Here is a 23,968-nt window from a genome sequence, read left to right as displayed (position 1 = left end):
CTTTCACCCCCGCTTCGGCGGCAGGCACGGCGACTCCGGCGGGCGTCCCTCCGGCCAGGCGATCTGCACGAAGCGCTGCGAGCCGTTCGGGGCCAGCTCCACGATCGGCACGGCCTTGTTGTACGGGTTGCCGTAGTTGTCCAGGCAGATCCAGCCGCTCGCCCCCTCCACCCGCAGCGAGCCCTTCACCTGCGGCCACTGGGTGGCCACGTCGGCCGCCGCCGGGTGCCGGGCCCCCTGCGGGGTGGCCTGGCGGATCGCGTGGACGGCCGTGGCCATCGCGTCGTACGCGACGATCGCCTGCCCGTCCGTGAGCGGCGGCGGCGCCTTCGCCCCGCGGGTGACGTCGCCGAGGAAGGTCTCGTACGCCCGGGTGGAGCCGCCCGTGGCCGGCACCTTCCGCCCCTCCGCCGGCAGCCAGGCGTCCGGGTGGGCGAGCGCCGCGTACCGCACGGTCAGCCTCGACCTCAGGGCCTTCCGGTCGAGCTTCGCGTCCGCGCCCAGGTACGAGCCCTCGTCCCCGGTCAGGACGGTGAAGGCCCGGTCGGTGCAGCCGCGCGACCCGAGCGCGTTGATGAACTGGCGGAGCTGGGTGTGGCGGCCCGCGAAGAAGACGGTCTCGGCGCGGCTGTCGCAGATCAGATGGGTGATCTGGCGGAAGGTGTTGGCGGTGGTGCCCTCCTCGTTGGGGTCGGCGGGCGAGGTGAACAGCTCGGGGGCGTGCGGGCTGTTCTTGAGGGTGGCGGCGAAGGCGGCCTTCAGGGTGTCCGTGTAGTGGTCGCCGCTGCGGGTGTCCTGGACGAGGAGCGCCTTGGCGGAGTCGACGCGCCCGAAGTGGGCGAGGGCCTTGGCCTCGTCGCCGTTGGTCGGTGAGACGCGGGCGAGGCCGGGATAGCGCTCGTTCCCGGGCGCGTTGGCGATGTCGTCGGCGGTGATGGTGGTGCCGACGACGGCGAGCCCGGCCCCGGTGAGGGCGGTCACCGCCTCCCGCACCTCGGTGGAGGAGGTGGCGACGCCGGAGACGGCCCGGAGCCGGTCGGCGGAGTCCTTCATGGCGATCAGCCGGTCGACGGTGGGGCGCCAGTGGGCGTTGCCCTTGCCGGTGTTGGCGAGGACGAGCCGGATCTTGGGCAGCTCGTCGTTGGACTCGTGGTTGGCGCGGTACTGGTACGCGTGGGCGCCCCGCAGTTCGTTCAGCATCTTGATCCGCATGCCGCCGTCGGTGGAGGTCAGCGGCAGCAGGAGGGCGACGGTGACGTGGTCGTCGGGCTTGAGCGTGGCGTTCTCGGCGCCGATCGCGCCGGCGATCCCGGCCAGTTCGCCGATGCCGAAGTCATGGCCGTCGCCGTTGACGCCGACGCACTCCTCGCTGCCGGCGGGCCGCTCGACGCCCGTCGCGCAGGAACGGTCCTCCGGGGTGGTGAGGCGGACGACGCCGTACCCGCCGAGGCCGAGGACGACGGCGGCGGTGACGAGGGAGGCGACGAGCTTCTGGCGGGGGGTGCGGACGCGGCGGCGGAGCCGGTCGAAGGGGCGGTCGGTCACGCGGTCGGGCATGGCGTCAGACTCCGTCCTCGCGGCCCGGCGGCAGCGAGGGCTCCCGCCGGGCGCGGATGTCGCGCGGCCAGTGGGTGGCCGCGTCCCAGAGCGAACCGCTGCCCGACAGATGGCGGCCGGAGAGCCGGCGCAGCTCGTACGAGAGCCGGTCGGCGACCTCGTCGTCGGGCAGTGCGAGCGGATCGGTGAGCAGCCATACGGCGTGCAGCAGGCGCCGCAGGGCGAGGTGCAGCTCGACGGCGTCGGCGCCGAGCCCGGCGGGCGGCTCGGCGGCCGGGTCGGGGCCTCCGGCCGGGGCCTGGCCGAGGGCGACGGCCCGGCGCGGATCGGGCCCGGTCGCGTCGCGCTCGCGCGGGTACGGGGCGGAGGCGACGAACCGCAGCCGCCCGAGCCAGCCGAGGACGTCCGGCTCGGCGAAGGTGGCCCGCAGATGGGTGACGGCGTCCTCGGTACGGCCGAGCGCGAGGTCGTGGTGGAGCCGGTACGGGCCGGGCTCGGGCCCGTAGTGCCGGCGCAGGGTCTCGTGGACGGCGTGCCAGGCGGCGTAGCGCGGGTGGTCGCCGTCCTCGAAGCGCAGCCGGTGCAGGAGCAGGGCGCGCAGCAGCGGGTCGGCGACGAAGTGCCGGGTGCCGGGCGCGGACGCGGCCCAGTCCTCGGCGCGCAGCCGGTCGCGGACGCGCAGCGCCACGTCCCCGTCGCGGGACTCGGAGGGGAGCCGGGCGTGGGCCAGGACCCGGGCGGACTCCTCGTCGTGGGCGGCGGCGAGCACGGCGTACGGGCCGAGCCGGGGCACCGGTAACAGCTCGGCGAGCAGGGCGGGGGCGACGGGCACCGGCGGGGAGTCCTCGCGCAGCTCCACCGTCAGGTCGAGCAGCCGGGCCGGGGTGAGATCGGGCTTCAGGCGGGCGGGTGCCTCCCCGGCGGCCCGGCCGAGGAGCACCACGCCCAGGGGCCGGCCGCCGGTCAGCCGGTGGACGGCGGGGGAGAGTTCGGCGGGGGTGCGGCCCGCCGGGTCGTAGCGGTCGAAGGCGCCGCGGGTCTGGGCGGGGGAGAGCGGGGTCAGCTCGACGACGAGGATGCCGGAGCCGACGCTCGCCCCGCGCGGGCAGGGCGCCCGGTGCGCGGTCTCGGGGAGCCGGAGCCGGGTGGCCTGGCGCAGCGCCTCGTGGTCGCGGACCCGGGAGGCGGCGAGGACGACGAGCCGGTCGCGGCGCCCTTCGGCGGAGCGGGCGCGCAGGATCGGTTCGACGAGCTGCCGGCCGAGCGGTTCGTGGGCGTTGTCGAGGAGGAGCAGGGGCCGGCCGACGCGGCTGCCGCGCCGGAAGCCGGTGTAGGCGTGGAGCAGGTCCTCGGTGAGCGCACCGACGAGGAAGGCCTCGGCCTCACCACGACGCCGACCACCCTGCTCGAAGTCGTTGGCGAGCTGCTGGAGCCCGGCCTTCCCCCGCCCCCCGGCGTTGCGATATCCGCCGTACCACCCCTCGGCGGACCGCTGGAGCCGCCCGAAGACCTCCTCGATGACGGTCTCCACGGTCGCCTCGGCGAGCACTCCGGCGAGCGGGGCGGCGGTCTCCGCGAAGGTGGCGGCGAGCTTGGCGAGGACCTTGCCGACCCAGTGGGCGGCGGCGCCGCGGGTCGGGTCGACGGTCGCGAGGAGCGGCCCGAGCCGCTGGAGGTCGCGCCGGGCCCGCTCGTCGTCCTCCCGGGACCAGCCGATCGCGGCGACGGCCACCAGCCCGAGCGAGAGCCGGGGGAACCGCACGGGCGCGGCCCCGGGCACCTTGGGCGAGAACTGCACGGCCAGCTCGGCGAGCGAACCGGTGAGCGGGGTCCAGCCGGGCCCGTGGTCGGCGGGCGGCTCGACGCGGGCGCAGTCGAGCAGCGCGAGCGGGGTGTACCCCCGGTACCGGTTCCGGACCTCCTTGAGCAGCGCGGTCTTCCCGGTCCCGCGCCCGCCGGTGAAGACGGTGACCGGCGGATCGTCCCCGTGCTCGTACGCCACCCGCGAGACCCCGTGCCGGGTGAGCCCGCAGAGCCGCGCGACCAACCCGCCGTCGTCCAGGGCCGCTTCGCGGCCGTACAGCTCTCTGTCCAAGCCCCGCCACCCCCGTAACAGTCAACTCAAGGATATCGACGCTCTGTTGGGAAAGCGGTCGACTTTTCGAGTCTGTTGTGAGGGCGTTGCGGGTCTGTGGCGGAAGTGTGGGTTTAGGGGCGGCCCCTCACTCCTCCCCGATGTCCTCGCCCCAGAGAGCCGGGTTCTCCCGGACGAACTCCCGCATGAGCGCCACGCATTCGGGATCGTCGAGCACGACGACCTCGACGCCGTGCCCGGCCAGCCAGTCGTGCCCGCCGCGGAAGGTCTCGGCCTCGCCGACGACCACACGCGAGATCCCGAACTGCCGGACCAGGCCGGAGCAGTACCAGCAGGGCGAGAGGGTGGTGACCATGGTCGTCCCCCGGTACGAGCGCTGCCGCCCGGCGTCCCGGAACGCGGCGGTCTCGGCGTGCGCGGACGGGTCCCCGTCCTGCACCCGCCGGTTGTGCCCGCGCCCGAGGAGGGCGCCGTCGGCCCCGTAGAGGGCGGCCCCGATCGGAATCCCGCCCTCACGGAGCCCGGCACGGGCCTCGTCGAGGGCGGTGACGAGCCATGACCGGGCCTGGTCCTTGTCCATGGGGTCCATGGGGGACTCATTCCCGGTGGGGCGGGGGGATCACGTGTCGGAGTGCGCGTCCCCTCCCTGGTCGTCCGGCAGCGGGTCGGCGACGAAGGTCCCCTTGCCGTGGACGGTCAGGATCAGGCCGCGCTCGCGCAGGACCCGGGCGGCGCGGCGGACCGTCAGGTAGGCCACCCCGTACTCCTCGGCGAGGTCGCGCTCGGCGGGCAGACGGGCGCCCGGCGCCAGCTCTCCGGCCGCGACGCGGGCGGCGATGTGGTCGGCCACGGCGACGTAGACCAACTGGGGACCCTGCGGGTCGAATTCGGGGATCTGGCTGCGGTCGGTCACCCGACCAACGTAAGCATCGATAATCTGTGCGAACCACTAGTAAGCTATGCAGAGCTATACATGCCTCCTAGGGTTGATGACGTGAAGACCCCGGCGAGGTGGCAAGACCTCCCGGGGCATGGCCACCAACTACTCAGGGAGTTGATGACGTGCGGAACCCTATCGCGCGCGTACTGGGCCGGGCCTGGATCCCGGTCCTCCTCTGGCTGCTGATGCTGACGCTGCCGGCCACCGGCAGGCACCGCCCGACCCGCACCACCCACCGCCGCCCGGCCGCGCAGCCACGCCACCGGGCCCCGGTCGCCCCGCGCTCCCCGTACGCCAGGGAACAGACGATGCCCCTGGACGGCGCCCGCTCGCCCCTCACCCGCCCCTACCTGGCGACGGCCACGTCACGCGCGGCGCAGCGCAGGCGCCGGCGGGCGTTGTGGCTGGCGACGGTCGGGGTGGACGTCGACCAGCGGAACATCCACGCGGGATGCTCCCGGTGAGCCGCTGCGGGGCACGGCGTTCCGTGCTCGCCGTCGCGGAGGCGGTGCGCCCGGTGTGGGCGGGCTCGGTCTGCGTCCTCGGCCCCGGGCACGACGGCCCGCACCGCGACCGCGCGGGCGACGGCTGGTGGGTGACGCCCGAGATCGCGGACGCGGTGAGCGTGTCCCCGGCGGCCCACGCCCTCACGGCCGAGCCCGACGAACCGGAGTACCGCTCACCGCGCTGCGTCGTCGGCCGGCACTCCCACTGCCGGGACCACGTTCCGCGCGAGAGCGGTGTCCTCGGGGTCCGGTACCTGGTGTGCGGGTGCCCCTGCCATCAGGGGCCCCCGGGCTGAGCGGGGCGGCCCCGGTCGTCCGCGAGGCGGCCCCCGTGATTCCGCGCCCCGTTCACGCCAGGGCCGCCGCCTGCTCCTCGTAGGGAAACAGCGCCGGCGGCGTCTCCTCCCGGAAGAAGGTCCTCGCGCGGAGCATCGCGCGTTCGTCGGCGCGTACGCGGCCCGCGCGGGAGCCCGTGCCCAGCAGGACGCCGCCGAAGTGCATGCGGAGGTAGGCCGCCGAGTGGTGCAGGGAGGTGACCAGGCCGTCCGCGACGACGTGTTCGTCGTGGGCCAGGGCCGTCACCCCCCACAGGGTGCCGCCCGCCATGCGCCGCTTGAAGTCCGAGCCGGGGACGTTCAGCCAGCCCGACCAGTGGTCCAGGTAGCGCTTGGCCTGGGCGGAGAGGCTGTACCAGTACAGGGGCGAGACGATGACGACGTCCGTGGCCTCCACCGTCGCCTCCAGGAGCAGCCTCTCCGTCTCGTGCGTCGGCGGGCCCGTCTCCTCGTGCCGCCCGTCCCGGAAGTCCGGCAGCGGCAGTTCGTTCAGGTCCACCCAGCGCTGCGGCACGCCCGCTGGCAGGTGCGCGGCCGCCTCGCGGGCCAGGATCTCCGAGTTGCCGTCCGGGCGCGAGCTGCGCAGGACGAAGAGGAACGAGCGGTTCGGGAAGTCCGGGAGGGCGGGAAGGTCCGGCGTCATGTCTGCGGCTCCGTCTCGTGGGGGACTTCGGCGCCAACTCCGTTCCCCGTGGAGGTATTCCGCCTCCCGCCCCCGCCCCTCGTGGAGGTATTCCGCCCCCGCCCCCGCCCCCCCCGTGGAGGTACTCCTGCCGCCGATCGGCTGAGGACCGCGACCCGTACCGGCCCGGCGACCCGGTCGCGGAGGGTGACGGCCCTAGCGTGCGGAGTGCCCGCCCTTCCGCGGCGCGCCCCGTCGTCCTACCGAGAGGTCTTCCATGCGTTCCCTGCTGACCGCCTTCGCCGTCGGAGCCATCGTCCTCGGCACCGCCGGTGCCGCCAGCGCCGACGTCTACGTCGACTACGAGCCGGAGCCCTCGTACACGATCGTCTTCGGCGACTGGCTCCAGTTCGCGGGCGGCGACGTCTTCAACGCCGGCCACGACAACACCGTCGGCTCCGACGACTGAGACGCCGGACGGGGGCCTCACCGGGGTGAGTGCCGGACGCCGCCGGACCGGCGGGACCTCCGACACGCGCCCCGCAGGCCCCCGGGTCCGTCAGCCCTCGTTCTCCTCGCCCCGCTCGCGCCGCTTCAGCTCCTCCTCGCGGCGCCGCAGGTCCTCCTCCCAGTCCTTCAGGAGGGCGTCGTCGTCGGCCTTCGCGCCGGATCCGTCGTCCTTGAGGGACTTCAGGAACTCCGGGTTGTCGTCGGGCGCCACCCAGCCGCCCGCGCCCCGGCCGCCGCCCGCACCGGTCCGCCCCTTCGGTCCGCGCTCCTTGCCCGCGAAGATCCAGCCGATCGCGCCGACGACGGAGAACAGCAGGATGACGATGGCCCACACCGGCTTCGGAAGGTGCTTGACCTCTTCCTCCGGGGTGTTCAGGCAATCGATGAAGGCGTAGATCATCAGCGCCAGCGGCAGGATGAACAGCAGCGCCCTGAGCATGTGGGACAGCCCCCTGGAAGCGGTGGCGGGGGCGCGCTTGGGCGGCCCCGGTGACAGGTCCAGGGTAGCCGGTGACCGATACTTGCCCGTATGGCTTACGACGATCTCCGCTCGCTGCTCAGGGCCCTCGAGCGCGAAGGCGACCTCAAGCGCATCAAGGCCGAAGTCGACCCGTACCTGGAGGTCGGGGAGATCGTCGACCGCGTGAACAAGGCGGGAGGGCCCGCGCTCCTCTTCGAGAACGTCAAGGGCTCCTCGATGCCGCTGGCGATGAACGTCTTCGGGACGGACCGCCGGCTGCTCAAGGCCCTCGGCCTGAAGTCGTACGGCGAGATCAGCGAGAAGATCGGCGGGCTCCTCAAGCCGGAGCTGCCGCAGGGCTTCGTCGGGGTCCGCGAGGCCTTCGGCAAGCTGGGCTCGATGGTCCACGTGCCGCCGAAGAAGGTGAAGTCCGGCGACGCCCCCGTGCAGGAGGTCGTCCTCACCGGCGACGACGTCGACCTGGAGAAGCTGCCCGCGCTCTTCACCTGGCCGAAGGACGGCGGCTCCTTCTTCAACCTGGGGCTCACCCACACCAAGCACCCCGAGACCGGCGTCCGCAACCTCGGCCTCTACCGGCTCCAGCGGCACGACAAGCGCACCATCGGCATGCACTGGCAGATCCACAAGGACAGCCGGAACCACTACGCGGTGGCGGCCGAGCGCGGCGAGCGGCTGCCGGTCGCGATCGCCTTCGGCTGTCCGCCGGCCGTGACGTACGCCTCGACGGCCCCGCTGCCGGGCGACATCGACGAGTACCTCTTCGCCGGCTTCGTGCAGGGCAAGCGGATCGAGATGGTCGACTGCAAGACCGTGCCGCTCCAGGTCCCGGCGCAGGCCGAGGTCGTGATCGAGGGCTGGCTGGAGCCGGGCGAGATGCTGCCCGAGGGTCCCTTCGGCGACCACACCGGCTTCTACACCCCGCAGGAGCCGTTCCCCGCCCTGACGATCGACTGCGTGACGATGCGGAAGCGCCCGCTGCTCCAGTCGATCGTGGTCGGCCGGCCGCCGACCGAGGACGGGCCGCTGGGCCGGGCCACGGAGCGCTTCTTCCTGCCCCTGCTCAAGATCATCGTGCCGGACATCGTGGACTACCACCTGCCGGAGTCCGGCGGCTTCCACAACTGCGCGATCGTCTCGATCGACAAGAAGTACCCGAAGCACGCGCAGAAGGTCATGCACGCCATCTGGGGCGCGCACATGATGTCGCTGACCAAGCTGATCGTCGTGGTCGACAAGGACTGCGACGTCCACGACCTGCACGAGGTCGCCTGGCGGGCCCTCGGGAACACCGACTACGCCCGTGACCTGACCGTCGTCGAGGGCCCGGTCGACCACCTCGACCACGCCTCCTACCAGCAGTTCTGGGGCGGCAAGGCGGGCATCGACGCCACCAGGAAGCTCCCCGAGGAGGGCTACACCCGCGACGGCGGCTGGCCCGACATGGTCGAGTCGGACCCGGCGACGGCGGCCCTGGTCGACCGGCGCTGGAAGGAGTACGGGCTGTGACCACCGCCGCCGTGCCGGGCGCCCAGCCGGGGCGTACGAAGGCGTTCCTCAGGCTCGTGATGATCGAGCACTCGGTCTTCGCGCTGCCCTTCGCCTACATCGCCTCGCTCACCGCGATGTTCCAGACGGACAAGCGGGTCCACTGGTGGACGCTGCTGCTCGTCACCGTCTGCATGGTGGGCCTTCGGACCTTCGCCATGGCCTGCAACCGGATCATCGACCGCGAGATCGACGCGCGTAATCCGCGCACCGCCAACCGGGAGCTGGTGACCGGCGCGGTGTCCGTGCGCTCGGCGTGGACCGGGGCCGGGATCGCCGTCGTGGTGTTCCTGGGGGCCGCCGCCCTGCTCAACCCGCTCTGCCTGGCGCTCGCGCCGCTCGCCGTCGTGCCGATGGTGGTCTATCCGTACGGCAAGCGGTTCACGAACTTCCCGCACGCGATCCTGGGGCTCGCCCAGGCCATAGGGCCCGTCGGGGCCTGGCTGGCGGTGACCGGGGAGTGGTCCTGGGACGCGGTCATCCTGGGGCTCGCGGTGGGCGTGTGGATCGGCGGCTTCGACCTGATCTTCGCCTGCCAGGACGTGCAGGCGGACCGGGCGCACGGCGTCATGTCGGTCCCGGCCCGCTTCGGGATCCCGGCCGCCCTGTGGGGCGCCCGGGGCTCGGCGGTCGTGACGACCGGACTGCTCGTCTGGTACGCGCTCGCCACCGGCGCCGGGGTCTTCTTCTGGATCGGCCTGGCGATCGTCGTGGTGGCGTTCTGCTACGAGCACACGATCGTGAAGCCGCACGACCTGTCCCGGCTGAACCGCGCGTTCTTCACGACGAACGGCTTCATCGGGATCAGCCTGTTCGTCTGCGCGCTCCTCGACCTGCTGGTCCGCGGGCTCACCCCGTAGCCCCGACGTCCCGGACCCGTCCCGCACCACCCCGGATCGTCCCGGACCCCTCACGGATAGGCTCGACGGCATGAACGACGGCAAGCGCACCCCCTGGATCGTGGGGGTCTCCGGGGCGTCGGGCACGCCGTACGCCGCCGCCGTCCTGAGGGGGCTGCTCGCCGCCGGGGAGAGCGTCGACCTGGTCGTGTCGCGGGCCTCGCGGCTGACCCTGCTCGACGAGACCGGGATCTCCTTCCGGGACGCGCACTGGCGCGAGGACCTGGCGGCCTGGCTGGCGCGGGGCGCCGACGGGAAGCCCGACACGTTCGACGTGGACCTGGAGGACGTCCGGTACTGGCCGGCCGGGGACCTGGGCGCGGGCCCGTCCTCGGGGTCGTACCCGGCGAAGGGGATGCTGGTGGTGCCCGCCTCGACCGCCGCGGTGGCGGGAGTGGCACTGGGGCTCTCGAAGGACCTGCTCCAGCGGGTCGCGAGCGTGACGCTGAAGGAGCGGCGGCCGCTGGTGGTCGCCGTGCGGGAGACCCCGCTCAACGGGCAGACGCTCCGGCACATGGTGGCGCTGGACGAGGCGGGCGCCGTGGTGCTGCCCGCCTCTCCGGCGTTCTACGCGGGGGCGACGCACATCCAGGATCTGGTGGACTTCGTCGCCGGGCGGGTACTGGACGCGGCGAAGGTGCCGCACCGGTTGTACCGCCGCTGGGAAGGAGAGCTGGGTGCGGCTCTCCGGTCCGATTAGCGCTTCTTCGCGCGCTCCCGGGGAGCGCGCTTCGAGGCGGGGACGGGCTGGTGGGCACGCGAGCGGTTGGCCAGGTCCTGCAGCTCACGCATGCGGGCGTAGGCCATCTCGATCGTGTACACGGTGAACACCACTCCTGAAGGATCGTCTTTGATCTGCTGAAAGATTCACAGGGTGTCGCCCCTGTGTACCTTGGATTCTATACCTAAACTCGCGGTATCGCTGGACAATGGAAGGCCTCATACCTATGGACGCCGTGGACAGGCAGCTCATCCAGGCCCTGCGCGAGAACGGACGTGCCTCGTACGCCGAACTCGGCCGGCTCGTCGGGCTCTCCGGCCCCTCCGTCACCGACCGCATCAACCGTCTGGAGGCGGCCGGGGTCATCACCGGCTACCGCGCCACCGTCGACGCCGCCTCGCTCGGACTCGGCGTCACCGCCCTCATCGGCATCTCCCTCTCCGACGCCGCCGACCACGAGGACGTGGCCCGCCGGCTCAAGGACCTGGCCGAGATCGAGGACTGCTGGTTCATCGCCGGCGACGACTCCTTCATGCTCAAGGTGCGCGCGAACGACGTCGACGGCCTGGAGAAGACGATCCGCCGCCTCAGCGGCACCCGGGGCGTCTCCCGCACCCGCACCACGATCGTGCTCTCCACCAAGTGGGAGAACCGCGTCGGGGAGCTGCCCGAGGAGGGCTGACGGCGGGCCTGAGAGTACGGTGAACGGCGAAGTCTGATTTCGGAGAAGAGGGAGGCGGCCGCATGGACGCGGGGCTCAAGCGTGAGCTGGAGCAGAAGGTCCGGGACGGTGAGCGGCTGAGCCGTGAGGACGGCATCGCCCTGTACGAGTCCGACGACCTCGCCTGGCTCGGCGGTCTGGCCCACGAGGTCCGGACCCGCAAGAACGGCGACGTGGTCCACTTCAATGTCAACCGGCATCTGAACATGACCAACGTCTGCACCGCCTCCTGCGCCTACTGCTCCTTCCAGCGCAAGCCGGGCGAGAAGGACGCGTACACCATGCGCATCGAGGAGGCCGTGCGCCTCGCGAAGGCGATGGAGAACGAGAACCTCACCGAGCTCCACATCGTCAACGGGCTGCACCCCAACCTGCCCTGGCGCTACTACCCGCGCTCCCTCTCCGAGCTGAAGAAGGCCCTGCCGAACGTCTCCCTCAAGGCGTTCACGGCCACCGAGATCCACCACTTCGAGACGATCTCCGGGCTCTCCGCCTCCGACATCCTCGACGAGCTGATCGAGGCCGGTCTGGAGTCGCTGACCGGCGGCGGCGCCGAGATCTTCGACTGGGAGGTCCGGCAGCACATCGTGGACCACCGCACCCACTGGGAGGACTGGTCCCGGATCCACCGCCTCGCCCACGAGAAGGGGCTCAAGACCCCGTCGACCATGCTCTACGGGCACATCGAGGAGCCCCGGCACCGCGTCGACCACGTGCTTCGGCTGCGCGAGCTCCAGGACGAGACGGGCGGCTTCCAGGTCTTCATCCCGCTGCGCTACCAGCACGACTTCGTGGACATGCAGGACGGCAAGGTCCGCAACAAGCTCCAGGCGCGCACCACGATGGCGACCGGCGCCGAGGCCCTGAAGACCTTCGCGGTCTCCCGGCTGCTCTTCGACAACGTGCCGCACGTCAAGGTCTTCTGGGTCATGCACGGCGTCCAGACCGCGCAGCTCGCGCTCCAGCACGGCGCCGACGACATGGACGGCTCGGTCGTCGAGTACAAGATCACGCACGACGCCGACAACTACGGCACCCCGAACAAGCTGGGCCGCGAGGACCTGCTCGAACTGATCCGTGACGCCGGCTTCCGGCCGGTCGAGCGGAACACGCGGTACGAGATCATCCGCGAGTACCCGGGCCCGGACGCGGAGCGGCGGGAGTCGCCGCAGCCGATGCGGGTCTGACGCGAGTGCCGGGAAAGGGCTGGTGAGGGGTTCCTCACCAGCCCTTTCTCATACCTCCGTGCGCTCCACCGGGATCCACAGCTCCGCCCGCGCCGTCGTCCAGTCCTCCGAGGGGCGTACGGAGAGCAGCTCGGGGCCCGGCCGGCTCGCGTACGGGTTGGACGGGAACCACTGGGTGAAGACGTCCCGCCACAGGTACTGGAGCGCCTTCGGGTACGGACCCTCGTTCTCGAAGACGGCCCAGGTCCCGGCGGCCACGTCGAGCGCGTCGAACCCCTCCGGGACGTCGGCGCCGCTCACCGCCCCGTGCCAGTAGTCCAGGTCGGCGCCCTCCTCGCGGCTGTCCGAGAGGTGGGTGACCGCCGACAGGACGCCCCCGGGCTCCCCGTCCGCGAGGCGGGCGAGCCGGGCCAGGCCCTCCTGGCCGATGGACCGGATGTGGGCGGCGATCGCCGGGTTCTCACCCTCGTGGACCAGGGGGACCCGGGCCCCGCGCCCGATGATCCGGAAGGCGTCCTTCTCCACGATCCTGTACCGCATGCTGCTGTTCCCTTCGACGACGAGGCGGAAGGACATGCGCGGCTGGGAGCGCAGCGCGGCCCCGGTGCGGCGGGCCTCGCCGGGGCCGACGCCGTGCACCGCGCGGAACGCGCGGGCGAACGCCTCCCCTGAGCCGTAGCCGTACCGCACCGCGACCTCCAGGAGCGTCCGCTCGCCGGCGAGCACCTCGGCGCCCGCGACGGTGAGCCGCCTGCGCCGCACGTACTCCGACAGCGGCATCCCCGCGAGCGCCGAGAACAGGCGCCGGAAGTGGTACTCCGAGGTCGTCGCGATCCGGGCCAGCTCGGCCGGGTCGAGGTCGCCGCGCAGGTGCTCCTCGATGTGGTCGAGGGCCCGGTTCAGCCGCTCCAGCACGTGGTCCGTCCTTCCCTTTCCGTGTCCTCACCGTAGGAAGGGACCGGGGGTCCGGACCCGACATCCTGTGCCCGGTCCGGTCGGGTGCGGTTCGTCAGGTCAGGGGCAGCAGCATGACGATGTCGTCGCGGTCGTCGCCGGGGGCGACCCGGATCGCGTCGGGGACGCGGCCGACCTCCTTGTAGCCGCACTTGGCGTAGAAGCCGTCGACGCCGGTGCCGCCCCGGCAGGTCAGCCGGACCGCCTCGATCGCCTCGAAGCCCGGGGCGGTGCGGGCCGTGTGCTCGACCGCCGCCATGAGGTCGCGGCCGTGCCCCCCGCCCTGGTGCCGGGGGTGGACCATCACGGTGTAGAGCCACGACCAGTGCCGCATCAGCGGGTGGGTGTTGAAGGTGAAGAACGCGGTGGCGGCGACCCGGCCGTCCCCGTCGCGGCCGACGAGCAGGCGGGTGGTGCCGCGCTCCATGTCGACGAGGTGCTTGAGCAGGGCGGGGCGGATCTCGTCGGGGGTCACGGGCGGGACGAAGCCGACGGCGCCGCCCGCGTTGGAGACGTCGGCCCAGAGGGCCAGGACACCGTCGCGCAGGGCGGTGTCGACCGCCGGGTCCACCTCGAACGTAAGGGTCATTGGTGGAGGGTATATATTACTCGCCGGGCGCTCAAGGGGGTTGGTGCCGGGGAGGGCGCGGCCCCGTGTTTCACTGGGAAGGACGTTCGTCCCGTACGGGATCTTTTCGGAACGGAAGAGTGGACTGACATGCTCCGTTACACGGTGCTGCGGCTCGGCATCTTCGCCGGGTCCTTCCTCGCCCTGTGGGGGCTCGTCTACGTCGGCGTGCTGCCGCGCGGCCTCGGCGACTCCAACCTGCTCTGGGTCCTCGTCCTCTCCATCGTCGTCTCCGCCCCGCTCAGCTTCGTCCTCCTGCGCGGACAGCGCGACGACATGAGCGCGGAGATCGTCGAGAAGGTCGACCGCGCGAAGGGCCGCCTCGCCGACAACCGGTCCCGCGAGGACCTGCTGTAGGGCGTCGCCCTCCGGCCGTGGAGGCCGCGTAAGGATTCCGTAAGTTTCCTCACACATCTCACCCCAGGCGAGAGCTTCCAAGGCTCCCGGCTGGGGTTTTCTCCGTTTCGGAGGCGGAGGGGCGTTCTTGTACCCCAAAGAAGAGCTTTGAGGTTCTCAAAGTTCAAGTGTTAACGTGTTCGACATGAAGACCGCAGCGCGCACCTCCGACGCCATGAGCCCTCCGCTCGTGGCGCGCCTGCACGTCGACCTGTGCCGCTGTATGTCCGCGGTCTGTTGCCGCGAGCTCTGACCTTCCCGGCATTCATGCGGCGGCCCGCGCCCGAGCGCGTTTTCGTGGCCGCACCCCCGTCCCCGTATTCCCCCGATACGCCCTGTGGAGTGTGTCTGTGTCCGCGTCCGTCTCCGAGGCCCCCGAGGCCAAGCCCTCGTCCCGGATACCCAAGGTCCCCTTCTGGGCCCAGATCATCGTCGGTCTGGTCCTCGGCGTCCTGCTCGGCTGGATCGCCCGCAGCCAGGACGTCTCCTGGCTGAAGGAGACCCTCGGCCAGGTCGGCGACATCTTCGTCCAGCTGCTCAAGCTGGCCGTCGCCCCGCTCGTCTTCTTCGCGATCCTGGTCTCGATCACCAACCTGCGGAAGGTGAACAACGCCGCCCGGCTCGCCTCCCGCACTCTGCTCTGGTTCATGATCACCTCCCTGATCGCGGTCGCCATCGGCCTCGCGATCGGCTTGATCACCAACCCGGGCTCCGGCACCGGCCTCACCCCGCAGGACGGCAAGATGCCGAAGCGCGAGGGCTCCTGGATCGACTTCCTCACCGGCATCGTCCCGACGGACGTCATCACGCCCTTCACCGAGCTGAACGTCCTCCAGATCGTCTTCATGGCCGCCGTCGCCGGCATCGCCGCCCTGAAGCTCGGCGACCGCGCCAAGCCGATCCTCGCCCTCTCCGAGTCGGTCCTCGAACTGCTCCAGAAGGCCCTGTGGTGGGTCATCCGCCTCGCCCCGATCGGCACCGTCGGCCTCATCGGCTTCGCCATCGCGGACTACGGCTGGGACCTGATCGGCAAGTACGCCACCTTCACCGCCGACGTCTACGTCGGCTGCGCGATCGTCCTCTTCGGCGTCTACCCGCTGCTGCTCGCCACGGTCGCCAAGGTCAGCCCGGTCCAGTTCTTCAAGGGCGCCTGGCCGGCCATCCAGCTGGCCTTCGTCTCCCGCTCCTCGGTCGGCACCATGCCGCTCACCCAGAAGGTCACCGAGCGCCTCGGCGTCCCGAAGGAGTACGCCTCCTTCGCCGTCCCGTTCGGCGCCACCACCAAGATGGACGGCTGCGCCGCGATCTACCCGGCGCTCGCCGCGATCTTCATCGCGCAGATCTTCGACGTGCAGCTCGGCATCCAGGACTACCTCCTGATTGCCTTCGTCTCGGTGGTCGGCTCGGCGGCCACGGCCGGTCTGACCGGCGCGACCGTCATGCTGACCCTGACCCTCTCCACCCTGGGCCTGCCCCTGGAGGGCGTCGGTCTGCTCATGGCGATCGACCCGATCATCGACATGATGCGCACCGCCACGAACGTCGCGGGCCAGGCGCTGGTCCCGGTGATCGTCTCCGCCCGCGAGAAGATCCTCGACCACACCGCGTACGAGAACGCCTCGTCGTCCCCGATCGACGACCCGACCGAGACGCGGACCGAGGACGAGAAGGTCCTGGTCACGGCCTGACCGGTACGGAGAGCTCCGCGCCGTTCCTCGTGCCCCCGCCCCCTGCCGGGCGGGGGCACTAGGCTGCTCGGGGGCGGTCGGACGATCTTGTGGGCAGCGGGAAGCAGGGGTGGGCACCATGGCCGACGGTGCGAAGGCGCGGCGGCTGCCGCGCGCCGTGCGGGAGCGGCAGATGCTCGACGCGGCCGTGCGGAGCTTCGCGCGGCACGGCTACCAGACGGCCTCCATGGACGAGATCGCCGAGCTCGCGGGGGTCTCCAAGCCGCTGGTGTACCTGTACCTGAACTCCAAGGAGGAGCTCTTCACCGCCTGCATCCGGCGGGAGGCCGGCGCGCTGCTCGCCGCCGTGGCCGCCGGGGTCGGGGACGGGGAGCTGCCGCCCGACGAGCGGCTGTGGGCGGGGCTGCTCGCCTTCTTCACGTACGCCGCCGAGCACCCCGACTCCTGGGTGGTGCTGAGCCGGCAGGCCCGGACGCAGGGGGAGCCCTTCGCGACCGAGGCGTCCCGGATGCGGGAGGAGATCGCGGTCTACGTGGCGGGGCTCATCGGCGAGGCGGCGCGCGAGGCGCACGGGCCCGCCACCATCACGGAACGGGACGTGACCGCGCTCGCGCAGGCCCTGGTCGGCTCGGCCGAGTCCCTGGCGACCTGGGCGAACGAGACGCCGGGGGTGACGGCGAAGGAGGCGGCCGCGACGCTGATGAACTTCGCGTGGGCGGGGCTCGGGAACCTCATGAAAAGCGAGCGCTGGTCTCCCCGTTGAGCCTTACCGCACAGTAAGGTTACCGACTGGTTAAGTCGGTGCGGGCTCCAACGTGCCCGTACGCCGACCCAGTTCGGACCCGCGTACGGTCGCACGCCCCGTACGCCCGCGCACGCCCCGTACATCCCCGTACGCCCCGCACGTCCCCGCACGTCTCAGCCCGTCGCGAAGACCGAGGAGCCGCACGTGTCCGTCGCCACCGCCGCAGCCGGGACCGAGCCGGTCGAACCGCACAAGTCCCTGGTCGACGGGCGGGTGCGGGAGGTGTCCGTCCCCGCCCTCGCTCCCCGGATCGCCCGCGGCTCCCTCGCCGACCTGCCGTACGACAACGCCCGTCTGGACCCCGACGCCCCCCTCTTCTCCCGCAAGGGACCCGGGGGCGAGTGGTACGACGTCCCGGCCTCCGCCTTCGCCGCCGAGGTGCACGCCGTCGCCAAGGGGCTCATCGCCCACGGCCTGCAACCGGGCGACCGGCTCGCCCTCATGGCCCGCACCACCTACGAGTGGACCCTGATCGACTTCGCCGCCTGGGCCGCCGGACTCGTCACCGTCCCCGTCTACCCCACCTCCTCGGCCTTCCAGACCCGCTGGATCCTCCAGGACTCCGGCGCCGCCGCCTGCGTCGTCGAGGACCCCGACCAGGCCCGGGTCGTCGCCGCCGAACGGCGTCAGCTCCCCGGCCTGGCCCACCTCTGGGCGATCAGCACCGGCGCCGTCGAACTGCTCCGCCGGGCGGGGGAGCGGATCTCCGACGAGGCCGTCACCGCCCGCCGGGGACTGCTCACCCCCGAGACCCTCGCCACCCTCGTCTACACCTCCGGCACCACCGGCCGCCCCAAGGGCTGCGCCCTCACCCACGCCAACTTCTTCGCCGAGGTCGACAACGCCGTCCGGCTGCTCCACCCCGTCTTCGTCTCGGAGACGAAGGAGCCCCCCGCCACCCTGCTCTTCCTGCCGCTCTCCCACGTCTTCGGACGCATGGTCTCCGTCGGCTGCGTGCGCGCCCGGGTACGGGTCGGGCACGCGCCCTCCGTCGAGGGCGACGGACTCCTCGCCGACCTGGCCGCCTTCCGGCCCACCTTCCTCCTCGCCATCCCGTACGTCCTGGAGAAGGTCTTCAACACCGCCCGTGCCACCGCCGAACATGGTGGCAGGGCCGCCTCCTTCGACCGGGCCGCCCGGGTCGCCCGCCGCTTCGGCCGGGAGGCCTCGCCCTCGCTGCCGCTGCGCGCCGCCCGCGCGCTCTACGACCCGCTGGTCTACCGGCGGATACGGAACGCGCTCGGCGGACGCGTGAAGTACGTGATCTGCGGCGGCTCCCCGCTCGGCGCCCGGCTCGCGGAGTTCTTCGCGGGCGCGGGCGTCGAGGTCTTCGAGGGGTACGGCCTGACGGAGACCACGGCCGCCTCCACGGTCACCCCGCCCCGCCGGCCGCGCACCGGGACCGTCGGCTGGCCGCTGCCGGGCACCGCCGTCCGGATCGCCGACGACGGCGAGGTCTGGCTCAAGGGCGGCCACGTCTTCGCCGGGTACTGGGACGCGCAGCGCGGGACGGCCGTGCCGTACACCGACGAGGGCTGGTTCCCCACCGGCGACCTCGGCTCGCTCGACGAGGACGGCTACCTGCGGATCACCGGCCGCAAGAAGGACCTCATCGTCACCTCGGCCGGCAAGAACGTGGCCCCCGCCCCGCTGGAGGACTGGCTGCGCGCCCACCCGCTCGTCGCCCAGTGCATGGTGCTCGGCGACGACCGCCCGTACGTCACGGCCCTGATCACCCTGGACCACGAGGGCCTGTCGCACTGGCGGCGGATGCGGGGCAAGGAGCACCTGGCGCTCTGGGAGCCGACCCGGGACGAGGAGCTGCTCGCCGCCCTCCAGCGGGGCGTGGACGACGCCAACCGGCTCGTCTCCCGCGCCGAGTCGATCCGCGCCTTCCGCGTCCTGACCACCGACTTCTCGGAGACCTCGGGCCACCTCACCCCGTCCCTGAAGCTCCGGCGGGGCGCGGTGCTGCGGGACTTCGCGCGGGAGGTCGAGGAGATGTATCCGGCGGGGAGCGAGTAGGGCGCGGCGAACGGCTCCCGAGGCCTGTCCGGCGGATCGGGGCCGGACGGGCCCTACGGCCAGAGGAGTTCGCGGGTCCAGCCGTCGGGCGACGACGGGTCGCGGCGGTAGCGCAGGCGCACGTGGCGGCGCCGCTCGTCGCCCTGGAAGAACTCGACCTCGGCCGGTTCGACCGCGTACGGGGTCCAGGTGGGGGCCGGGGCGTCCGGCTCCGCCTCCGCCCGGCGCCAGGCCGCCGCGCTCGCCTCCGCGAGGGTCTCCGGGGAGTCCAGGACCTCGCTCTGGCGGCCGACCAGGGCCGCCGCGAGGGCGCCGGTGGTGCGGGCGTGGAGGTCCTCGTACGCCTCCTCGGGGGTGCCGGCGGAGACGTGGCCCCTGACCCGGACCTGGCGGCCCTGGACCGGCCAGTAGAAGTTGAGCGCGGCCTCCGGGCGGGCGGCGAGCTGGCGGCCCTTGGCGCTGGTGGAGTGCGTGGCGAAGTGCCAGCCGCGCGCGTCGGCGCCGTGCAGCATCACCACCCGCACGTCGGGGCGGCCGTCCTCGTCCACGGTGGCCAGGGAGGGGGTGTGCGGCTCGCTCTGGCCGGCCGCGACGGCCGCGGTGAACCAGTCGTGGAAGAGGGCGAGTGGACCGGGCGGTGCGCCCGCCGGGTCGAAGGCGGGCAGCGCGGTGTCCCAGACCCGCAGGGAGCGCAGGGCGCGGTCGAAGTCGGTCGTCATGGGGTCACGGTAGTCACGGGGGCGGTCCCTCTTCGCGTCCGTTCCGCCGTGCGGCCCGGAAGACGGCGACGCCGGCGGCGGTCCGCGGGTGCGGTCCGCCGCCGGCGTCGGCGACAGGACGGGGGAGGAGGGGGCGGGGCTATCTGGTCGGCTTCTTGCCGGTGATGCCCAGGTGCACCAACAGGGCCAGGTTCGGCTTCAGTTCGGCCTGCTTCACGCCCCAGGTCTGGAAGCCCTTCTGGTGCCCCGCGACCGCGGCCAGCATCGTCACCAGGGAGCCGGCCATCGCGGCGGGGCTGACGTCCTTGTCGACCTTGCCCTTGGCCTGGAGCTCCTTCACCGCGTCCGTGAGGGAGCTGGTGACCGAGTTCAGGATCTTCATGCGGATCTTGTAGAACCGCTTGTCGCCCTCGGCGGCGCCGAGGTCCACGACCCGGAGGATCGCGTCGTGCTTGCGCCAGAAGTCCAGGAAGCCTTCGACGAGTTCCTCGGAGGACTGCCAGCCGGCCTTGCCGACCCAGGAGCGGCCGGAGGCGAGGTCGGCCAGCCCGGCGCCCTCCTTCGCCATTTCCTCCGCGATCTCCAGAACCGCTCCCTCGACGTCCGGGAAGTACTGATAGAACGTCGCGGGTGAAGTACCCGCCTTCCGGGCCACGTCGATGACCTTGACGTCCCGGTAGGGCGAGGAGCTGAGCATCTCACCGAGGCAGTCGAGCAGCTTCTGCCGCGTCGCCTGACCGCGCCGACCGGCCACGCGGCCGTCGACGGTGCGTACTTGTCCTGTCATGCCGTCAGCTTACCGACGAGGCCTCAGGGCGCGATTCGGCCGACTGCAAATGGGGTGCACCCTCGTGCGCACGCGTTCTTCGAGGTGGGCGCGGGTGTGCGGCGGAAGGGGGAGAGAGGGGGTGGGTCGGTATTGAGACAAAGTGGAGGGCAGCGGCGGGGCCCGTGCCGGTGCCGGGAGCGTCGGCGGGCGGGGCCGATCGGGGTACCCCGTACCCGAATAGAGTTATGAACAGTCTGTGGACAACTTCGGTGGACAACCCAGGCACCGCAAGGGTCCCACCCCGCCGAATCGCCCCTTTGTTCGCATCCCGGGCCGTGCGCGGCCCTCGGCGCCGCCCTAGCGTGGAGCCATGGCCGTACGTACTGAGGGCACCCCGTGCTGGGTGGACGCGCAGCTCCCCGACCTGGAGGCGGGCAAGCGCTTCTACGGCGAGCTCTTCGGCTGGACCTTCGACCCCGACCGCGACGAGGCCCTGCTGCGCGGACGCCGGGTCGCCGGGCTCGCCCCCAAGCGGGACGGCCGCATGCCCACCACCTGGACCGTCTACCTCGCCACCGGGAACGCCGGCACCCTCGCCGCCCGGATCCGGGCCGCCGGCGGCCGGATGGTCATGGACCCTTACCCGGTCGGCCCCTTCGGCGTCCTGGCGCTCGCCGCCGACCCCGGCGGCGCCGTCTTCGGCCTTCGCCAGGCGGGCGACGACGACGGCTTCGCGGCGGTGAACGAGCCGGGCGCCTTCTGCTGGATGGAGGTGTACACGCGCCGGCCGGACGCCGTCGACACCTTCTACGCCACCGTCTTCGGCTACCTCGGCCGCCAGGCCGACCCCGAGGAGGAGGGCGCGGGCCCCGACCTCGACTACCGCGTCTGGTCGCCCCCCGGCTCCCGGCCCGGCGACGACAGCGCCTTCGGCGGCCGGGCCGTCATCACCGACGACTTCCCCGCCGAGATGCCCGGCCACGTCCTCGCCTACTTCGCCGTGGACGACTGCGACGGGGCCTGCGACACCACCGTCCGGCTCGGCGGCCGGGTCGTCACCCCGGCCCGCGACACCCCGCACGGCCGCGTCGCCGTCCTCCGCGACAACCAGGGCGCCCTCTTCGCGGTCCTCGCCGAACCGGAGAACGGACCCGGAGCGGGTCCCGGAGCCGGAACCGGGCCGAAGGCCGAGCCGAGCCCCGGACCGTAGCGGGCCGTACCCCGCCCGCACCGTAATCGTCCGGTACGGGCGAATAGCCCCGCACCCGTCCCGCCCGCCGCGCCCCGCCCCCGCCCGTCCCCCGTAGCAGGCGACACCCCGATCCGCCCCCGGGTTCGCCACCGGGCCCCCGGACAGGAAGAATCAGGGCCACGGGGCCGTACCCTCATGGCCCGTACGGGGAGGTGGCAGGCAAGTGGAGCAGCTGACGCAGCACGACCCGAGACGCATCGGGCCCTTCGAGGTGCTGGGCCGGCTCGGCGCGGGCGGAATGGGCCTGGTCTATCTCGCGCGCTCGGCCTCGGGCCGGCGCGTGGCGATCAAGACCGTGCGCACGGAGCTCGCGGAGGACCAGCTGTTCCGGGTCCGCTTCACCCGGGAGGTGGAGGCCGCACGGGCCGTCTCGGGCTTCTACACGGCCGCCGTCGTCGACGCCGACCCGCGCGCCGCCGTGCCCTGGCTGGCCACCGCCTACGTGCCGGCGCCCTCCCTCGAAGAGATAGTGAACGAGTGCGGGCCGCTGCCGGCCCAGGCCGTGCGCTGGCTGGCGGCCGGCGTCGCCGAGGCCCTCCAGTCCATCCACGGGGCGGGCCTGGTCCACCGCGACCTCAAGCCCTCCAACGTCCTCGTCGTCGAGGACGGCCCCCGGGTGATCGACTTCGGCATCGCGTCCGGCGTCTCCAACACGCGCCTGACCATGACCAACGTCGCCGTCGGCACCCCCGCCTACATGTCCCCCGAGCAGGCCCGCGACTCGCGCAGCGTCACCGGCGCCAGCGACATCTTCTCGCTGGGCTCGATGCTGGTCTTCGCCGCCACCGGCCACGCGCCCTACCACGGCGCCAACCCGGTCGAGACCGTCTTCATGCTGCTCCGCGAGGGCCCCGACCTGGAGGGCCTGCCCGACGAGCTGCGGCCCCTGATCGACTCCTGCATGCAGACGGACGTCTCCCGGCGGCCCAGCCCGGCCGACCTCCAGGCCCAGCTCGCCCCGCACCTCTTCGGCCCCGGCAGCGACGACAGCGGCACGGCCTCGGCCTGGCTGCCGCTGAGCGCCACCGCCATGATCGAGCGGCGCCGCGGCGGCGGCCGCACCCCGGCCGCGCCGCCCGCCCCGCCCGTGCCCCCGCCTCCGCCGCCGTCGGACCCGCCGGGCCCGTTCCCCGACCCGTACGGCCCGGAGCGCGGCCCCCGGGGCGGCGGCGGGTCCGAGCCCGCCCCCCTCGGCGGCCGGCACGCGGGCCCCGCCGAGAGCGCGGGCGGTCCCGTGCGCCTCGCCGGCGGGACCGTGCCCATCGGCCCCGGCCCCCGGGTCGCCGACACCCGGGCGGCGCTCGCCGTCGGCCGGGGCGCCGACGCGGGCCCCGCGACCGGCTGGATCCGGCCGCCCGGCGGCGGCCCGCACGGCGCCGAGCCCGGCCCGCCGCCCGGCTCCCGCCCGCTGAACGTGCCCGCGCAGGGCGGCACGGGGCCGAACCCGCCCCCGGCGGACCCCGGCCACTGGCGGCCCTGGCGCTTCCGCATGTCCAACGACGTCTGGGGCACCCCCGTCGTCGACGGCGACCTGCTCTACGTCACCTCCTTCGAGGTGCACGCCCTGGACACCGGCAGCGGCCGGCGCCAGTTCAAGACCCGGGACGTGGCCTGGTCCATGGCCGTCGCCGGGGGCCGCATCCACGCCTCCGACGGGCCCACCCTGTACGCCCTCGACGCCGGCGACGGCGGCGAGCGCTGGCGGCTGCACACCGACGCCTGGGTGTACGCGCTCAAGGTCGACCGGGGCACGGTCGTCACCGGCACGCGCGGCGGCGGGGTCCAGGGCTGGGAGGCCTCCAACGGCGCCAAGCTGTGGGAGGTCACCGGCGCGCAGACCGACTTCGAGACCCCGGAGGCGGGGCCCGCCGTGCACGGCGACACCGTGTACGTGTGGCGGGACGCCCGGCTCCAGGCGCTCGACGCGCGGACCGGGACGGAGCGCTGGTCGTACCCGATCGGGGACGCCGCCTCCTGCGGGGGAGTACCCGTACGGGTGGCCCCGGCCGAGGACGGCTACGTGTACGTGTCGGCCGGGACCCGGGTCCTGTCGATCGACGTCGCGGCCGGGCACGTCCGCTGGCACTTCGAGGCGCCCGCCGTCTTCCTCTCCCCGCCGGCCTTCGCGCCGGGCCCGGCCGTCACCGGCGGCGGGGTGTACCTCGCCGACCACCTCGGCACGGTGTACGCGCTCGACGCCACCACCGGCCAGGACCGCTGGCGGATCGCGACCGAGCAGCGCCAGTCCACCGAGCCGGTGCTCGTCGCGGACGGCAACGTGCACGTCGGCAGCGGCAGCGCGCTCTACACGCTCGACGCGGTCACCGGCACGCCCCGGTGGCGGTTCGCGGCGGGCGGCGAACTGGTCGGCTCCCCGGTGGTCGCGGACGGCCGGATCCACTTCGGCTCGGCCGACCACGTCCTCTACACCCTGGACGCGACCGGCGGGCAGCTCCGCTGGAAGCTCGCGACCGGCGGCGAGATCACCGGCTCGCCGGTGGCGAAGGGCGGGGTCGTGTACGCGTGCAGCAAGGACCGCTGCGTGTACGCGCTCGACGCGGTGAAGGGCACGGCGACGGGCCGGGGTTCGGCGGCGGCCCGCTGACGGGCCCG

General features: G+C 72.9%; 25 protein-coding genes. 14 read left to right on the top strand and 11 right to left on the bottom strand.

Going from position 1 to position 23,968, the window contains the following annotated elements:
- Positions 1-3: 3 nt before the first annotated feature.
- From AB0398_RS21515 to AB0398_RS21500, 4 genes are all read right to left on the bottom strand, one after another.
- A complete protein-coding gene (locus tag AB0398_RS21515; protein WP_366377194.1) occupies positions 4-1,557 on the bottom strand; it encodes a hypothetical protein in 1,554 nt (517 codons plus the stop codon).
- 4 nt (positions 1,558-1,561) lie between these two features.
- On the bottom strand, positions 1,562-3,652 hold the full coding sequence (locus AB0398_RS21510) for a hypothetical protein (protein ID WP_366377193.1): 2,091 nt from the start codon (positions 3,650-3,652) through the stop codon (positions 1,562-1,564).
- Positions 3,653-3,779: 127 nt separating this feature from the next.
- Positions 3,780-4,241 carry a nucleoside deaminase gene (locus tag AB0398_RS21505; RefSeq protein WP_366377192.1) on the bottom strand — a complete coding sequence of 154 codons (462 nt, stop codon included), beginning with the start codon at positions 4,239-4,241 and terminating at the stop codon, positions 3,780-3,782.
- A 30-nt stretch (positions 4,242-4,271) separates the two neighbouring features.
- Positions 4,272-4,565: a winged helix-turn-helix domain-containing protein gene (locus AB0398_RS21500; protein ID WP_366377191.1), complete on the bottom strand. Its 294-nt coding sequence runs from the start codon at positions 4,563-4,565 to the stop codon at positions 4,272-4,274.
- Between the two features lie 149 nt (positions 4,566-4,714).
- Between AB0398_RS21500 and AB0398_RS21495 the strand changes: the two genes are divergently transcribed.
- A complete protein-coding gene (locus AB0398_RS21495; RefSeq protein WP_366377190.1) occupies positions 4,715-5,056 on the top strand; it encodes a hypothetical protein in 342 nt (113 codons plus the stop codon).
- Positions 5,044-5,394, top strand: a complete 351-nt coding sequence (locus AB0398_RS21490; RefSeq protein WP_366377189.1) for a hypothetical protein — start codon at positions 5,044-5,046, stop codon at positions 5,392-5,394. The genes AB0398_RS21495 and AB0398_RS21490 overlap by 13 nt, the downstream gene beginning before the upstream one ends.
- A gap of 52 nt (positions 5,395-5,446) precedes the next feature.
- Here the strand turns inward: AB0398_RS21490 and AB0398_RS21485 are convergent, their stop codons facing one another.
- Complete coding sequence (locus AB0398_RS21485; RefSeq protein ID WP_366377188.1) at positions 5,447-6,076, bottom strand: NAD(P)H-dependent oxidoreductase; 630 nt, start codon at positions 6,074-6,076, stop codon at positions 5,447-5,449.
- 256 nt (positions 6,077-6,332) lie between these two features.
- On the opposite strand from AB0398_RS21485, the gene AB0398_RS21480 reads away from it, so the two are divergent.
- On the top strand, positions 6,333-6,524 hold the full coding sequence (locus tag AB0398_RS21480; RefSeq protein ID WP_366377187.1) for a hypothetical protein: 192 nt from the start codon (positions 6,333-6,335) through the stop codon (positions 6,522-6,524).
- 90 nt (positions 6,525-6,614) lie between these two features.
- Here AB0398_RS21480 and AB0398_RS21475 read toward each other — a convergent pair whose 3' ends face one another.
- Positions 6,615-7,004, bottom strand: a complete 390-nt coding sequence (locus AB0398_RS21475; protein ID WP_366377186.1) for a PLD nuclease N-terminal domain-containing protein — start codon at positions 7,002-7,004, stop codon at positions 6,615-6,617.
- A 90-nt stretch (positions 7,005-7,094) separates the two neighbouring features.
- Here AB0398_RS21475 and AB0398_RS21470 point away from each other — a divergent pair, with 90 nt between their 5' ends.
- The 3 genes from AB0398_RS21470 (at position 7,095) to AB0398_RS21460 (ending at position 10,190) form a co-directional block, all read left to right on the top strand.
- Positions 7,095-8,552: a menaquinone biosynthesis decarboxylase gene (locus tag AB0398_RS21470; protein WP_366377185.1), complete on the top strand. Its 1,458-nt coding sequence runs from the start codon at positions 7,095-7,097 to the stop codon at positions 8,550-8,552.
- Complete coding sequence (gene mqnP / locus AB0398_RS21465) at positions 8,549-9,451, top strand: menaquinone biosynthesis prenyltransferase MqnP (protein WP_366377184.1); 903 nt, start codon at positions 8,549-8,551, stop codon at positions 9,449-9,451. Before AB0398_RS21470 ends, mqnP begins: the two co-directional genes overlap by 4 nt.
- A gap of 70 nt (positions 9,452-9,521) precedes the next feature.
- The gene (locus AB0398_RS21460) at positions 9,522-10,190 is read left to right on the top strand and encodes a UbiX family flavin prenyltransferase (protein WP_366377183.1); all 669 of its coding nucleotides are present in this window, start codon (positions 9,522-9,524) and stop codon (positions 10,188-10,190) included.
- Here the strand turns inward: AB0398_RS21460 and AB0398_RS21455 are convergent.
- Positions 10,187-10,324, bottom strand: a complete 138-nt coding sequence (locus AB0398_RS21455) for a hypothetical protein (RefSeq protein WP_159042984.1) — start codon at positions 10,322-10,324, stop codon at positions 10,187-10,189. The two genes, AB0398_RS21460 and AB0398_RS21455, sit on opposite strands and share 4 nt — an antisense overlap.
- Before the next feature lie 113 nt (positions 10,325-10,437).
- Here AB0398_RS21455 and AB0398_RS21450 point away from each other — a divergent pair, with 113 nt between their 5' ends.
- Together AB0398_RS21450 and mqnE are read left to right on the top strand one after the other, a co-directional pair.
- A complete protein-coding gene (locus AB0398_RS21450; protein ID WP_125666109.1) occupies positions 10,438-10,893 on the top strand; it encodes an Lrp/AsnC family transcriptional regulator in 456 nt (151 codons plus the stop codon).
- Positions 10,894-10,955: 62 nt separating this feature from the next.
- Complete coding sequence (gene mqnE, locus AB0398_RS21445; protein ID WP_366377182.1) at positions 10,956-12,119, top strand: aminofutalosine synthase MqnE; 1,164 nt, start codon at positions 10,956-10,958, stop codon at positions 12,117-12,119.
- A gap of 48 nt (positions 12,120-12,167) precedes the next feature.
- Here mqnE and AB0398_RS21440 read toward each other — a convergent pair whose 3' ends face one another.
- Both AB0398_RS21440 and AB0398_RS21435 read right to left on the bottom strand, forming a co-directional pair.
- Positions 12,168-13,034, bottom strand: a complete 867-nt coding sequence (locus AB0398_RS21440) for an AraC family transcriptional regulator (RefSeq protein WP_366377181.1) — start codon at positions 13,032-13,034, stop codon at positions 12,168-12,170.
- Between the two features lie 94 nt (positions 13,035-13,128).
- Complete coding sequence (locus tag AB0398_RS21435) at positions 13,129-13,662, bottom strand: GNAT family N-acetyltransferase (RefSeq protein WP_366377180.1); 534 nt, start codon at positions 13,660-13,662, stop codon at positions 13,129-13,131.
- A gap of 129 nt (positions 13,663-13,791) precedes the next feature.
- Here AB0398_RS21435 and AB0398_RS21430 point away from each other — a divergent pair, with 129 nt between their 5' ends.
- From AB0398_RS21430 to AB0398_RS21415, 4 genes are all read left to right on the top strand, one after another.
- Entirely contained in the window at positions 13,792-14,058 is a 267-nt protein-coding gene (locus AB0398_RS21430) for a DUF4229 domain-containing protein (protein WP_366377179.1), read from the top strand.
- A 383-nt stretch (positions 14,059-14,441) separates the two neighbouring features.
- On the top strand, positions 14,442-15,785 hold the full coding sequence (locus AB0398_RS21425) for a dicarboxylate/amino acid:cation symporter (RefSeq protein ID WP_366377178.1): 1,344 nt from the start codon (positions 14,442-14,444) through the stop codon (positions 15,783-15,785).
- Positions 15,786-15,903: 118 nt separating this feature from the next.
- Positions 15,904-16,548, top strand: coding sequence for a TetR/AcrR family transcriptional regulator (locus AB0398_RS21420; RefSeq protein WP_366377177.1), 645 nt, complete (start codon positions 15,904-15,906; stop codon positions 16,546-16,548).
- A gap of 186 nt (positions 16,549-16,734) precedes the next feature.
- Positions 16,735-18,615 carry an AMP-dependent synthetase/ligase gene (locus tag AB0398_RS21415; protein WP_366377176.1) on the top strand — a complete coding sequence of 627 codons (1,881 nt, stop codon included), beginning with the start codon at positions 16,735-16,737 and terminating at the stop codon, positions 18,613-18,615.
- Positions 18,616-18,668: 53 nt separating this feature from the next.
- On the opposite strand, the gene AB0398_RS21410 is transcribed toward AB0398_RS21415, so the two are convergent.
- Together AB0398_RS21410 and AB0398_RS21405 are read right to left on the bottom strand one after the other, a co-directional pair.
- Positions 18,669-19,334 (bottom strand): pyridoxal 5'-phosphate synthase, encoded by a 666-nt coding sequence (locus tag AB0398_RS21410; RefSeq protein WP_366377175.1) that lies wholly within the window; start codon positions 19,332-19,334, stop codon positions 18,669-18,671.
- Between the two features lie 139 nt (positions 19,335-19,473).
- Complete coding sequence (locus tag AB0398_RS21405; protein ID WP_366377174.1) at positions 19,474-20,121, bottom strand: TetR family transcriptional regulator; 648 nt, start codon at positions 20,119-20,121, stop codon at positions 19,474-19,476.
- A gap of 352 nt (positions 20,122-20,473) precedes the next feature.
- Between AB0398_RS21405 and AB0398_RS21400 the strand changes: the two genes are divergently transcribed.
- Both AB0398_RS21400 and AB0398_RS21395 read left to right on the top strand, forming a co-directional pair.
- Positions 20,474-21,313 (top strand): VOC family protein, encoded by an 840-nt coding sequence (locus AB0398_RS21400; RefSeq protein WP_366377173.1) that lies wholly within the window; start codon positions 20,474-20,476, stop codon positions 21,311-21,313.
- A 205-nt stretch (positions 21,314-21,518) separates the two neighbouring features.
- Positions 21,519-23,960 carry a PQQ-binding-like beta-propeller repeat protein gene (locus tag AB0398_RS21395; protein ID WP_366377172.1) on the top strand — a complete coding sequence of 814 codons (2,442 nt, stop codon included), beginning with the start codon at positions 21,519-21,521 and terminating at the stop codon, positions 23,958-23,960.
- Positions 23,961-23,968: the final 8 nt, after the last annotated feature.

The organism is Streptomyces sp. NPDC086147, assembly GCF_040702165.1.
Lineage (GTDB): Bacteria > Actinomycetota > Actinomycetes > Streptomycetales > Streptomycetaceae > Streptomyces.
Note: the sequence above shows the minus strand (reverse complement) of the source record. Positions and strands in the feature narration are given on the sequence as shown.